Annotated in this window: 11 protein-coding genes and 2 pseudogenes; 10 read left to right on the plus strand and 3 right to left on the minus strand. The window is 70.1% G+C overall.

Translation table 11 applies throughout. The features are described from left to right. Positions 1-19: 19 nt before the first annotated feature. Positions 20-1,168, minus strand: a complete 1,149-nt coding sequence (locus ACIRHA_RS35305) for a glycosyltransferase family 4 protein (protein ID WP_403854345.1) — start codon at positions 1,166-1,168, stop codon at positions 20-22. A 181-nt stretch (positions 1,169-1,349) separates the two neighbouring features. After that, positions 1,350-2,360 carry a DUF3068 domain-containing protein gene (locus tag ACIRHA_RS35310; protein ID WP_403854347.1) on the minus strand — a complete coding sequence of 337 codons (1,011 nt, stop codon included), beginning with the start codon at positions 2,358-2,360 and terminating at the stop codon, positions 1,350-1,352. 288 nt (positions 2,361-2,648) lie between these two features. Here ACIRHA_RS35310 and ACIRHA_RS35315 point away from each other — a divergent pair, with 288 nt between their 5' ends. The 9 genes and pseudogenes from ACIRHA_RS35315 to ACIRHA_RS35355 form a co-directional block, all read left to right on the plus strand. After that, a complete protein-coding gene (locus ACIRHA_RS35315) occupies positions 2,649-2,801 on the plus strand; it encodes a hypothetical protein (protein WP_403854349.1) in 153 nt (50 codons plus the stop codon). Between the two features lie 3 nt (positions 2,802-2,804). Then, on the plus strand, positions 2,805-4,034 hold the full coding sequence (locus tag ACIRHA_RS35320) for a helix-turn-helix domain-containing protein (protein ID WP_403854351.1): 1,230 nt from the start codon (positions 2,805-2,807) through the stop codon (positions 4,032-4,034). A gap of 162 nt (positions 4,035-4,196) precedes the next feature. Next, positions 4,197-4,973: an IclR family transcriptional regulator gene (locus tag ACIRHA_RS35325; protein WP_403854353.1), complete on the plus strand. Its 777-nt coding sequence runs from the start codon at positions 4,197-4,199 to the stop codon at positions 4,971-4,973. Beyond that, complete coding sequence (locus ACIRHA_RS35330) at positions 4,970-5,818, plus strand: SMP-30/gluconolactonase/LRE family protein (RefSeq protein WP_403854355.1); 849 nt, start codon at positions 4,970-4,972, stop codon at positions 5,816-5,818. Before ACIRHA_RS35325 ends, ACIRHA_RS35330 begins: the two co-directional genes overlap by 4 nt. Positions 5,819-5,992: 174 nt before the next feature. Continuing rightward, positions 5,993-7,369, plus strand: coding sequence for an extracellular solute-binding protein (locus ACIRHA_RS35335; RefSeq protein ID WP_403854356.1), 1,377 nt, complete (start codon positions 5,993-5,995; stop codon positions 7,367-7,369). Continuing rightward, positions 7,366-8,307 (plus strand): carbohydrate ABC transporter permease, encoded by a 942-nt coding sequence (locus ACIRHA_RS35340; protein WP_403854358.1) that lies wholly within the window; start codon positions 7,366-7,368, stop codon positions 8,305-8,307. Before ACIRHA_RS35335 ends, ACIRHA_RS35340 begins: the two co-directional genes overlap by 4 nt. Beyond that, positions 8,304-9,161: a carbohydrate ABC transporter permease gene (locus ACIRHA_RS35345; RefSeq protein WP_403854360.1), complete on the plus strand. Its 858-nt coding sequence runs from the start codon at positions 8,304-8,306 to the stop codon at positions 9,159-9,161. Before ACIRHA_RS35340 ends, ACIRHA_RS35345 begins: the two co-directional genes overlap by 4 nt. A gap of 43 nt (positions 9,162-9,204) precedes the next feature. Further along, positions 9,205-10,710 (plus strand): alpha-N-arabinofuranosidase, encoded by a 1,506-nt coding sequence (locus tag ACIRHA_RS35350; protein ID WP_403854362.1) that lies wholly within the window; start codon positions 9,205-9,207, stop codon positions 10,708-10,710. Positions 10,711-10,795: 85 nt separating this feature from the next. Next, positions 10,796-11,368: pseudogene (locus tag ACIRHA_RS35355) on the plus strand (pectate lyase); the annotation flags it as partial. 157 nt (positions 11,369-11,525) lie between these two features. Here the strand turns inward: ACIRHA_RS35355 and tnpA are convergent. Continuing rightward, a complete protein-coding gene (tnpA, locus tag ACIRHA_RS35360) occupies positions 11,526-11,954 on the minus strand; it encodes an IS200/IS605 family transposase (protein WP_403854363.1) in 429 nt (142 codons plus the stop codon). 24 nt (positions 11,955-11,978) lie between these two features. Here tnpA and ACIRHA_RS35365 point away from each other — a divergent pair. Continuing rightward, positions 11,979-12,690 (plus strand): annotated as a pseudogene (locus ACIRHA_RS35365) (RNA-guided endonuclease TnpB family protein); the annotation flags it as partial.

Genomic DNA, 12,690 nt, shown 5'->3' on the forward strand with positions numbered 1-12,690 from the left:
GCCCCTCGGGCGCCGGGGCTCAGACACGGGCCCCCACCGCCTCCGCCGCCACCGCGGAGAACTGCCGCACCGTGTGCGCCCAGCGGTAGCCCGCGGCCCGCTCCTGGGCCGCCTTGCCCATCAGCTCGCGGCGGTGCCCGGACAGGGTGAGCGTGCACCAGGCCGCCGCGAAGGCCGACTCGCCGCGCGCGAGCAGTCCGGTGGCGCCGTCCTCGACGGAGTCGCGCACGCCGGGCACGTCGAAGCCGACCGCCGGTGTGCCGCGCGCCGCCGCCTCGGTGATGACCAGGCCCCAGCCCTCGACCGCGGAGGGATGCAGCAGCAGCCAGGCCTCGCAGAGCAGCCGGTGCTTCTCGGCCTCGGAGACATGTCCCGTGAACTCGACTCCCTCGCCCGCCAGTTGGCGAAGCCGCGACGCCTCGGGGCCGTCCCCGACGATCACGAGCCGGCCGCCCGTCACCGGACGCACCCGTTCCCACAGGCGCAGCAGCAGGTCGATCCGCTTGTACTCGACGAGCCGGCCCATCGCCAGGAACATCGGGTCGGGGGAGCGGTCCGCGGCCGGGCCCGGCTCCTCGACGCCGTTCGGCACGAGGCGGATCCGGTCCTGGTCCACGCCGATGGCGTGCAGCGCGTGCGCCGTCGACGGCGAGACGGCCACGAGCAGATTGCGGCGCTGGGCCCCGGAGAGCGCCCAGTGCTCAAGTCTTCGGCCGAGGTGGGCGGCGGGCGCGAGCGGTCCGCGCAGTCGCATCCGCCACAGGTCCGTGTGGACGTGGTTGACCAGGCAGATCGTGGGGCCGCGGTGCCACAGCGGGGCCAGGTACGGCATCCCGTTGCAGACCTCGACGAGCAGATCGCAGTCGCCGACCTGGCGGGTGAAGGCCGAGCGCGCCCGCAGGTAGTGGGCGTGCTCGCCGCCGGCGGAGACGACCCGGTAGTCGCGGTAGGCCGCCGGGCCGCCGCACAGCAGCGTCACCTGGTGGCCCTGGCGGGTCAGCCCTTCGGCGAGCCGGTCGACCAGGAGCTCGGAGCCGCCCGCGGCCGGATTGCCGAGGTCGCGGTGGGCGAGGAACACGATGCGGCGCGGGTGTGGGGGGTCGTGTCGCGGATGCCGCGCGCCGGGTGGGGCCGTGGCGCGCAGCGGGAGGGGCACGTGCTGGGGCATGGGTGCTCCAACTCGTCGGGCGTACGCGGGTGTTCAGGCGTACTTGGGTGTACTGGGAGGTACGGTGCCGAGGCTGTGCGGAGCTTGTGCACGGGGTGGGGAGGGACAGTTTTCGCCCCGCTGTTCGATGCGGCTACTCACCCGCGTGACAAGTTTCGGTCCGTATTCGACTGACGTACCGTCACATCGTGGACGTTTCCAGGGTCGTCGGGGACGTATCGGGATCCGGACGCTCCGACCCTTCCGGCTCCGGCCTGCCACCCCTGCCCCGTACGACGAACACGAGCCCTGCCGCCACGAGCAGCACGCCAAGACCACCCGCCACCAGCGGCAGCGTCGTGCCGAGCAGTGTGAGCCGGTCGTTGTCGTCCTCCGCCAGCGCCACCTGACCGCGCTGCGTGGCCGGGGTGAAGGCGATCTTCCGGCTGTCCAGGAGCACCGCCGCGTCCTTGTCCTCGCCGGGCGCGCGCAGTGTCTTGCGGGGGCCGATGGCCGCGTACAGGACCCGGCCCGTGCGCTGGTCGGCGACGAGCTCGACGCCGTGGTTGGCGTACCACTCCTCGGCGAGGACCTGGCTCTTGTCGGGCTGTCCCACGATCCGGCCCGGCACGAGCCGGGAGCCGGTCCTGGCGGCGGGGACGGTGCCGGTGAACCGGTAGCCCTCGTAGCCCTGCACCTTGGTCACGCCGCTGAAGCGGAGCGGGACCGTCGCGCCGAGCGTGTTGTCCCACCAGGTGTAGGTGCGCTTCTGCACGTCGAAGGGGAACTTCAGGTAGGCCTCGCCGCTGAAGGCGGGCTGCTCGCCGCAGCAGTGCTGGGGCTCGTTGGTCCGCCGGTCGACGACCCAGCGCTCCAGGGTCCACTGGAGCGCGTCGTGCGGGTCGGCGGCCGGCAGCGACTTCGCGGTGTCCACGGACGTGGTCACGTCCCACACCGCGTTGCCGCTGCGCTCGCTCTCGGCGACGTCGCCGCGGGCCTGCCGGGTGATGGTCAGCTTGCGGTCGCGCACGGTCCTGATCTTCGCGGTGTCGAAATAACTGCCGGTTCCGGTGAACACGGTCGTCACGTCGACGTCGATGCTGGTGCGCTCGGCGCGCGGTTCGACGTACCAGGCGAGCAGGGCCGCCAGGACGAGCAGGAACGTGCCGAGACCTGTTGCGACCAGCGAGAACGGTGAGGCTGTACGGCGCATCCGGCACTCCTGGGAGGAAGGGCACCCGCGTTCTTTTCGCGGTCGGCCGGTGAGGACCCTTCTGACGGATCAGGCTGGATGCGGACGGCGTTCACGGGCGGTGCCGGTGAGCGGGATCCGTCAGAAGGGTCCTTTGGGCCGGGAACCGTAGACGTACTCTTGACGAAGTGTCAACGTTCTGCGGAGACTGGACACTTGGGACGCGTGCCTCGTGGCGCGTCGCATCGCACGGGTGGGGAACGACCTCTGGAACGACCTCGGGATCACCGACGAGAGGCTGACCCTGCGATGAACCGACTGCTCGCCGCCGCGCTGACCGCGGCCACGGGAGCCGCGCTCGCCCTCGCGGCCGCCTTCGGCGTGCTCGCGCTCGTCAACGCGACACCGGACCAGCCCAATACGCCCCTGGTGACCTACGAGACGCCCGGCCAAGGGGGCTGAGCCGTGCCGGCCACCGCTCGCTCCGCATGGTGCGACGTGCCGCGCCTCCAGGCCAAGCAGTTCGTGGCGCTCGCCCTCGACGAGGCGCCCCGGCTCGCCCGGGACATCCTCGACGAGATCCACCGGGAGTTCCCCCAACTTCCCGTCGTGCTCGACGAGTCGGGCGAGGCGGTGGCCCTCGTCGGCATCCGCCGCGCCGTCGAGGACTTCGTGCGCGGCTTCGCCGACGGGGCCGCGGACGGCCTTCCGGAGAGCCATGCCCCGGCCCTCTTCCAGGAGTTCGGGCGCGGCCAGTCCCTGCACGGCCGCAGCCTCGACTCGCTCCAGGCGATGTACCGGCTCGGCGTGAAGATGTCCTGGCGCCGCCTCGCCGACATCGGGCAGCGGCTGCACATCCCGCCCCCGGCGATGTACGAACTCGCGGAGGCCGGCTACGAGTACCTCGACGGCCTCGTCGACCAGTCGGTGCGCGGCTACGCCGAGGCCGCCGCCCGGCAGGCGGGCGAGCGGCTGCGCCAGCAGCGCAAGCTGATGGACCTGCTCCTCGAAGGGCGGACCGCCGCGCCCCGCGACCCCGTGCAGGCGCTCACCGAACGCGCGGCGCGTGTCGGGTGGCCGGTGCCCGCGCACGTCGCCGTCGGCGTGCTGCTGCGGCCCGCCCGCGACGCGGTCGCCCCCGCCGTGGGGTCCGACGTCCTCCTCGACATGGAGCCGGAGCGGCCCCGGCTCGTCCTGTCCGAACCCGATGCCGCGGGCCGCGGCGATCTGCTGCGCCGCGCGCTGTCCGGCTGGACCGGGGCGATCGGGCCGCCCGTCGCGCCCGCCGACGCGGCGAAGTCGCTGCGCTGGGCCGAGGCCGCGGTCGGCCTCATGGAGCGCGGGCTGCTGCCCGACGCCGAAGTGGTGCAGTGCACCCAGCACACCCAGGCCCTCGTCCTGCTCCAGCCCGAGGAGCTCGTCGACGATCTCGCGCGGCGCGCCCTCGAACCCCTCAGCCGCTGCGGTCGCACGCACGCGCGGCGCCTCGCCGAGACCCTGCTCGCCTGGCTGGAGACCCGCGGGGGCGCCCCCGAGGTCGCGGCCCGGCTCGGCGTGCATCCGCAGACCGTGCGCTACCGGCTGCGCCAGATCCGCGAGCTGTGGGGCGACGAGGTCGACGACCCGGACCGCCGCTTCGAGCTGGAACTGGTGCTGCGGGCCCGGCGTCTTCGGGGGGATCTCGGGCCCGTGTAGACCGTGCAGGCCGTGTAGCCCGTGCAGGCCGTGTGCAGGGAGTCGGATCACCCATTGCCCGGTCAATGTCCCTGTGCTTAGCCTATGTTCGCGATACCGACCGTCTGTTGAAATCTCGAACGACTCAATCTCGAACGACTCGAACATAGGGAGGGGTCGGTTGTGGGACGTCTCGTACCAGCCGTGACCCGCGCTCTGGACATACTGGAGCTGTTCCTGGACGGGGACGGCACGCTGTCCGCCCCCGACATCGTCCGCAAGCTACAGCTTCCGCGGACCACGGTCCACGAACTGGTCACCACGCTCGCCGCCCGCCAGTACATCGTGCAGGTCCCGAGCCAGCCGGGCCGCTACCGCCTCGGTGTGCGCCCCTACCAGCTCGGCAGCCGGTACGCCGAGCAGCTCGACCTCGCCGCCGAGGGGCAGCACGTCGCCCGCGACGTCGCGGAGACCTGCGACGAGACCGTCCACGTGGCGATCCTCGAGGGCACCGACGTCATCTACATCGCGAAGGTCGACTCCACGCACGCCGTGCGCATGGTGTCCGCCGCCGGCCGCCGCCTCCCCGCGCACTGCACGTCGGTCGGCAAGATGCTGCTCGCGTCGCTGCCCGACGCCGAGCTGACCGCGCGGATCCCGGACGATGCGGACCTCGTGGCCATGACCGAGAACTCGATCACCGACCCGGCGGCCCTGCGCGCGCACCTGGAAGGCGTGCGCGAGCGCGGCGTCGCCGTGGAGAGCCGCGAGTCGAACACGGACGTGTCGTGCGTCGCCGCGCCCGTGCGCGACCGCACCAACCGGGTCGTCGCCGCGCTCTCCATCTCCGTACCGATGATCCGCTGGAGCGACGCGCGCGAGGACGAGCTGGCGGGGCTCGCCGCGAAGGGCGCCGCCGACCTCTCCGAGCGCCTCGGCCACCGGGGGGGGGCGCGATGAGGATCCGCGTGGAGCAGGCCGTACGGGCCTCGGCGGAACTGGGCGAGGGACCGACCTGGGACCCGGCCACGGGCCGCGTGATCTGGGTGGACATCCTGAACTCCCGCGTGCACACCTACGAGCCGGGCGGCGGCCACCGCACCGTCCTTGCCACCGAACAGCACGTGGGCGCCGCCAAGCCGCGCGCGGGAGGCGGCCTGGTCGTCAACCTCCGTGACGGCGTGGGGAGTTACGGCACGGGCGGGACCTTCACGTGGCTGCACCGCGAGCCCGTCCCCGGCCGACGGGGCAACGACGCGGCGGTGGCCCCCGACGGCGCGCTGTGGGCGGGCTCGATGCCGTACGACGAGACGCCCGGCGGCGGCAACCTGATCCGCGTCGCGCCCGATGGCGCGGTGACCGAGGTCCTCGACGACGTCACGATCTCCAACGGCACCGGCTGGAGCCCCGACGGCACGCGCATGTACTACGTGGACACACCGACGGGGCGTATCGACGTCTTCGATGTGGACGGTGAACAGGTGCGCAACAGGCGGGAGTTGGCGACCGTGGAGGACGGCGCCGGCTCGCCCGACGGCCTCACCGTCGACGCGGACGGCTGCGTGTGGGTGGCGCTGTGGGACGGGGGCGCCATCCGCCGCTACACGCCGTCCGGCACCCTCGACCGCGCCGTACGGCTGCCGGTCTCGCGCCCGACGGCCTGCGCCTTCGGCGGGCCGGACCTGACGGATCTGTACGTGACGTCCGCCCGGGTCGGCCTCGACCGGCCGGAACCGCTCGCGGGCTCGCTGCTCGTGCTGCCGGGGATCGGGCAGGGGGTGGCCCAAGCGGCCTTCGGCGGCTGAGACTTCGGCAGAGCCACCTCCAAGAGGCAGGGGCGTACGGCGTTCGCGTCGTGCGCCCCGTACTTTTTCCCGCGATTCCCGTGCGACCCATTGACGCGGAAGCGCTTCGATTTTACGGTCCCGTTCGAAGTTACGAGCGGCATTCGATATATCGAACGTAGGGAGGGGTCGGTTGTGGGACGACCTGGCCTGAACCGCAGACAACTCCTCGCCGGTGCGGGTGGGTTGGCGGTCGCGGGAAGCCTGGGATTCGCGGCCTTGGGAACGGGCGCCGACGCGCTCGCCTCGGGCGCGGACACCCGCGTGCGCTACTGGAACCTCTTCAGCGGCGGCGACGGGTACAACATGATCTCGATGCTGGACGACTTCCGTAAGGAACATCCGGACGTCGACGTGAAGGACTCCACGCTCCAGTGGGGCACTCCGTACTACACGAAGCTCGCGATGGCCGCCGCGGGCAACCGCGCACCCGATCTCGCGGTGATGCACCTGGGCCGGCTCACCGGCTTCTCGCCCGGCCGCCTCCTGGATCCGTGGGACGTCGACCTGCTCGCCAAGTACGGCGTGAAGGAGGCCGATTACAACCCCGAGCTGTGGAAGCGCGCGGTGATCGACGGCAAGCTCTACGCGCTGCCGCTCGATATCCACGTACAGCTCTGTTACTACCGCGAGGACGTCCTGAAGAAGGCGGGCCTGCTCGACGGAGACGGCCGGATGCTCCAAGTGACGTCCACCGACGAGTGGTTCGACATGCTGAAGGAGGCGAAGAAGGCCACCAAGAAGGGCCTTCAGACCCTCGGCCTGCACGTCAACGACCTCAACATCCAGTGGTGGATGTTCGTCGCCTTCTACACGCAGCTCGGCGGCACCTGGTTCGACAAGGCCAACGCCGAGGTCACCTTCGACACCGACAAGGCCACCCAGGTCCTGGAGTTCCTGCGCAAGCACATCACCGACGGCTACACCATCTCGGGGGCGGCCGACGCCGAACAGTTCATCAACGGGGCGCCGTTCGACTGGGAGGGCAACTGGTCGGTGCCGGTCTTCGACGGCGCCAAGGTGAAGTACGGGGCGACCCCGCTGCCGCCCGTCTTCGGCAAGCAGGCCACCCACGCCGAGTCGCACTCCTTCGTCCTGCCGCACCAGGAAGGCCGCGGCGGCGCGGCGAACGAGGCGGCGCACCAACTCGCCGCGTACGTCGTCCAGCACGCGCGGAAGTGGGCGCTCGGCGGGCACATCCCCGCGAACATGCCGACCCTGGCCTCGGCCGCGTACAAGAAGATGCACCCGCAGAGCGAGTACGTGTCCGCGATGAACCACCAGGCCACCGAGCCGAAGGTGTGGTTCGCGGGCTCCACCGGGCTGCTCGCCCAGCGCACCGGGCCCATCGTCATGTCCTCGACGGCGGGCTCCAGCCGACCGGAGGCGGCGGCCCGCCGACTGAAGGGGACGCTGGCCCAGCTCCTCGCATCCAAGAATCCGATGGACGGCATGACCGCCGCGCAGGCCCTTTCCGGCCCGCGTCACGCGCAGGGAGGTGCGGTCGCATGACGACGACCAGTGCCGAGACCGTCATCGCACCGGCGCGCGCGAAGACCGCCGCCGACAGCGCGACGGTCCGCCGCAAGCAGGGCTTCCAGCACGGGGGCTGGTTCGTCGCCCCGTTCCTCCTGCTGTTCACGCTGTTCGTGATCTGGCCGCTGATCCGCGGCGTGTACCTCTCCTTCACCGACGCCAACATCTCCGGCGACGCCGCGAACTTCGTGGGCCTCGGCAACTACAAGGAGGCCCTCCAGGACCCGATGATGTGGGACTCGCTCGGCCACAGCGCGTACTTCACGCTGCTGGTCGTGCCCTGCATCACGGTCCTCGCCTTCCTGCTCGCGATGCTGGCCCACCACATCGAGCGCGGAAAGTGGCTGTGGCGGCTGTGCTTCTTCCTGCCCTTCCTGCTGCCGTCGACGGTCGCGGGCAACCTGTGGCAGTGGCTGTTCAACCCCGGTACGGGCCTGGTCAATTACGTCTTCGGTATCGACACACCCTGGCTGTCCGACAAGTCGTACGCGATGCTCGGCGTGGTCATCTGCACCGTGTGGTGGACGGCCGGCTTCAGCTTCCTGCTCTACCTGGCCGCCCTCCAGGGCATCCCGGCCCATCTGTACGAGGCCGCGAAGCTGGACGGTGCCAACGCCTGGCACCGCATGGTCCACATCACGCTGCCGATGCTCCGCAACATCACGGGCCTCGTCGTCGCGCTGCTGATCCTCGCCTCGCTCCAGGTCTTCGACCAGGCCGTCGTCATGATGGACTTCGGCCCGGGACCCGAGGACAGCACCCGCACCTTCGTGCAGTTCACCCTGGAGCAGGGCTTCACCGCATACCGCGTCGGCTACGCCTCCGCGATCTCCATCATCTTCTTCGTGATCATCGCGGCCGTCGCCCTCGCTCGGATGTGGCTGCTGCGCAACCGTGAGGAGGGCGCGCGATGAGCGGCGCTGTCGTTCGGATACGTAGCCGTCGGCCCTGGACGCCCGGCCAGATCGTCCTCACGCTGCTCGGTGTGGCGGTCTCCGTTGTCATGCTGGCCCCGCTGGTCTGGGCCCTGTTCACCTCGCTCAAATCGGAGACCGAGGCCGTCGAGGTGCCGACGCACTGGCTGCCCGAGGTCTGGACGGGCCAGGCGTGGAAGGCCCTCTTCGAGACCGGCAACATCACCAACTGGTTCGTCAACTCCGTCGTCGTCTCCGTGGTCGTGACGGCCGTGGTCCTCTTCGTCGCGGCGCTCGCCGGATACGGCTTCGCGCGTACGGAGTTCAAGGGCAAGGCCGCCCTGATGGGTCTGGTCATGGCCGGCCTCATGATCTCCCCGGCCATCCTCGGCGTCCCGCTGTTCACCACGGTCCAGCAGATGGGGATGGTCGATACGTACTGGGGCATGATCCTGCCGCAGTGCGCGCCCGCCGCGATGGTCTACATCCTCTACAAGTTCTTCCAGGGCATCCCGCGCGAGCTGGAGGAGGCCGCGTTCATCGACGGGGCGGGCCGCTGGCGGGTCTTCTTCACGATCGTCGTGCCGCTGTCCCGCCCCTCGCTCGCGGCGGTCGGCATCTTCACCTTCATCAGCTCGTGGAACAACTTCCTGTGGCCGTACATGGTCACCAACAACCCCGACCTGATGACCATGCCGAACGGCATCGCGACCGTCATGAACTCCTACGGCATCCAGTGGGCCCAGCTGATGGCGGGCGGCCTGATGGCGGGCCTCCCGCTGATCATCGTCTTCGTCTTCTTCCAGCGGCAGATCGTGGCGGGTGTGGCCCATACGGGCCTCGCCGGGCAGTGACCCCCGGCATCTGAAGATCGTCCAGCACGTCGAAAGGAACGCTTTGCGCACCGCACGCTTCACCCTCGACCCCGCCTTCACCGTCGGCACGGTCAACCCCCGGCTCTTCGGATCGTTCGTGGAGCACCTGGGCCGCTGCGTCTACACCGGCATCTACGAGCCGGGCCACGAGCGCGCGGACGAGTCGGGCCTGCGTACCGATGTCCTGGAACTCGTACGGGAGTTGGGGGTGACGGCCATCCGCTACCCCGGCGGCAACTTCGTCTCCGGCTACAAGTGGGAGGACTCGGTCGGCCCCGTCGAGGACCGCCCGGCCCGCCTCGACCTGGCCTGGCGCACCACCGAGCCGAACCGCTTCGGCCTCTCCGAGTACATCGACTTCCTCCGCAAGGTCGGACCGCAGGCCGAGCCGATGATGGCCCTCAACCTGGGTACGCGCGGTGTCGCGGAGGCGATCGAGCTCCAGGAGTACGCGAACCACCCGAAGGGCACCGCCCTGTCCGACCTCCGTATCGAGCACGGCGACAAGAACCCCTTCGGGATCCGCCTGTGGTGCCTCGGCAACGAGATGGACGGCCCCTGGCAGACCGGCCACAAGACGGCCGAGGAGTACGGGCGGATCGCGGCGGAGACGGCGCGCGCGATGCGCCAGATCGACCCGGACGTGGAGCTGGTGGCCTGCGGCAGCTCCGGCCAGTCGATGCCGACGTTCGCCGAATGGGAGGCGAAGGTCCTCGCCGAGACCTACGACCTCGTCGACCACATCTCGCTGCACGCCTACTACGAGGAGCACGACGGCGACCGGGACTCCTTCCTCGCCTCGGCGGTCGACATGGAGTCGTTCATCGAGAACGTGGTGGCGACCTGCGACCACGTGGGCGCGCGCCTCAAGTCGCCGAAGAAGATCAACCTCTCGTTCGACGAGTGGAACGTCTGGTACCAGTCGCGCACCGAGTCCGAGGTCGCGGCCCTCGACTGGCCGGAGGCCCCGCGCCTCCTGGAGGACGTCTACACGGTCACGGACGCCGTCGTCTTCGGCTCGCTCCTCATCGCGCTCCTGCGCCACGCGGACCGCGTGACGGTGGCGTGCCTCGCCCAACTGGTCAACGTGATCGCCCCGATCATGACCGAGCCGGGCGGCCCGGCCTGGAAGCAGACGACGTTCTTCCCGTTCGCGGCGGCCTCCAAGTACGGCCGCGGCGAGGTCCTCGACGTCCGCGTCTGCGGACCCACGCACGACACGCAGCGCCACGGCACGGCCGACCTCCTGCACGCCACGGCGGTCCGCGCCGAGGACGGCACCGTCACCGTCTTCGCGGTGAACCGCAGCCAGACGGAAGCGCTTCCGCTCGAAGTGGCGCTGAACGGCCTGGAGTTGACGTCGATCGTCGAACACTCGGTGCTCTCCGACACCGACCCGGACGCCCGCAACACCCTCGCGGAACCGGAGCGGGTGGCGCCGCACGCGGCGACGGGAACGGCCCTCGATGACGGCACGCTCAGGGCCGATCTCGAACCGCTGTCGTGGAATGTGATCCGGCTGGCCTGACACCAGGGCGGCAACCCCCCACGCGCCGGCGGCGACCAAAGGGAGTAACGCCGCCCACGGGCACCCCCATTGGAAGGCACCCGCCATGGCCAAGCACCGCAGCAACAGAATCCTGCGCAACCGGCGCCGCCTCGTGGCCATCGCCACGGGTGGCGCCGCGGCGGCCGCGCTCGGCGCGCTCCCGCTGATGATGTCGTCGGCCGGCGCCGCGGAGGCGGGCCCCGTCGGCTACGGCGCCGCCGCGACCGGCGGCGGCGACGCGGCCCCCACCACGGTCACCTCGCTCTCCGCGTTCGAGTCCGCCGTCGAAGGAGACGCCGCGAAGGTCGTGAAGGTGGACGGCACGTTGACCCTCGACGGGCAGGTCGACATCGGCTCCAACACCACGGTCCTGGGCGCCGGTTCGGACTCCGGGTTCACCGGCGGCGGCCTCCGGATCAAGGACGCCACCAACGTCGTCGTACAGAACCTCAACATCAGCAAGCCGCTCGCGCCCTCCGACGGCATCACCGTCCAGAAGTCGACGAAGGTCTGGATCGACCACAACTCGTTCTCGGCGGACCGGGATCACGACAAGGACCACTACGACGGGTTGCTCGACATCACGCACGCCTCCGACAACGTGACCGTGTCCTGGAACACCGTCAAGGACCACTTCAACTGAATCTTGCGAGGAATCCCGTGGCTTCAGCCATCGGGAGGAATCGCATCCCGTGACCGCGCCCCGGAGGGGCGCAGCGTTCTACCGGCGGAGCCGGTCGGGGCTCGCCGCGGAGCGGCGTGATGCTGAATCTTGCGCGGAATAGGGCTCTGGCTCAGCCGGGGCGTTGCTGGTTCTCGATGTACTCCTTGACCACCTTCAAGGGGGCGCCTCCGGCGGAGGCGGCGAAGTAGGACGGTGACCAGAAGTGCTCGCCCCACAGATGGCGGCGGATGTGGTCGGGGTATTCCTTGCGCAGCAGGCGCGCGGACACGCCTTTGAGGGAGCCGACCAGGCGGGACAGGGCGACCTGCGGCGGATAGTGGACCAGGAGATGGACGTGGTCGGCTTCGCCGTTGAACTCGGCCAGTTCGGCCCGGAAGCCGGCGCACACTTCGGTCATGATCTTCTCGCACCGGGTGAGGATCTCGTCGGTGAACACGGCCCGCCGGTACTTCGGGACAAAGACCAAATGGGCATGCAGGGTGTAGACAACGCTACGACCCCTACGAATGTTCGGATTTGGTTCCCATCGTGGTGACACAGGCCAAGTAGTAGCATGTCGGGCATGAAGCTGGTGGTGCGCGTCAAGCTGCTGCCAACGCCCGCGCAGGCGTTGGCACTTGAGGCAACCTTGCATGCCTGCAACGAGGCGGCGAACTGGCTGTCGGCGCAGGCTTTCGAGCACACGGTGCGCTCCCGGTCGGGCCTGCAGGTGCTGGCGTACGGGGAGTTGAAGGCGCAGGGATTGTCCGCGCAGCCCGCGCTGCATGTGCTGCGCAAGGTCGCTGACGCCTACACCACGCTGAAGGCGAACCTGAAGGCCAAAAACCTGGGCAGGCCCGGCTCCACGCGGCACACGAAGGGCACCGGCAAGCCGATCACCTTCCGTGCGCAGGCCGCCCAGCCCTTCGACGACCGGTGCCTGTCCTGGCAGATGCACGAGCGCACGGTGTCCATCTGGACCACCACCGGGCGGCTGAAACAGCTGGCCTTCACCGGCAGTACCGGACAGCTGGCCTTCCTCGAAGCGCACCGCAAGGGCGAGAGCGACCTGCTGTGCCAGGACGGGCAGTGGTACCTGATCGCTACCTGCGAGGCCCCCGAGAGTGCACAGAATGCGCACCCGGCCGGGTTCGTGGGGGTGGACTTGGGGATCGTGAACATCGCCACCACCTCCACCGGCCGCCGCTACAGCGGGCGCCGCATCAACCGCACCCGGGAACGCGACCGGGCGCTGCGCTCCACGCTGCAGAAGAAGGGCACCAAGTCAGCCAAGC

It is taken from the genome of Streptomyces sp. NPDC102360 (genome assembly GCF_044766085.1).
Classification (GTDB): domain Bacteria; phylum Actinomycetota; class Actinomycetes; order Streptomycetales; family Streptomycetaceae; genus Streptomyces.

Coding starts and splice junctions, on each gene's coding strand:
- ACIRHA_RS35305 (WP_403854345.1), bottom strand. CDS start 1,168: ATGCCCCAGCACGTGCCCCTCCCGCTGCGCGCCACGGCCCCACCCGGC.
- ACIRHA_RS35310 (WP_403854347.1), bottom strand. CDS start 2,360: ATGCGCCGTACAGCCTCACCGTTCTCGCTGGTCGCAACAGGTCTCGGC.
- ACIRHA_RS35315 (WP_403854349.1), top strand. CDS start 2,649: ATGAACCGACTGCTCGCCGCCGCGCTGACCGCGGCCACGGGAGCCGCG.
- ACIRHA_RS35330 (WP_403854355.1), top strand. CDS start 4,970: ATGAGGATCCGCGTGGAGCAGGCCGTACGGGCCTCGGCGGAACTGGGC.
- ACIRHA_RS35340 (WP_403854358.1), top strand. CDS start 7,366: ATGACGACGACCAGTGCCGAGACCGTCATCGCACCGGCGCGCGCGAAG.
- ACIRHA_RS35345 (WP_403854360.1), top strand. CDS start 8,304: ATGAGCGGCGCTGTCGTTCGGATACGTAGCCGTCGGCCCTGGACGCCC.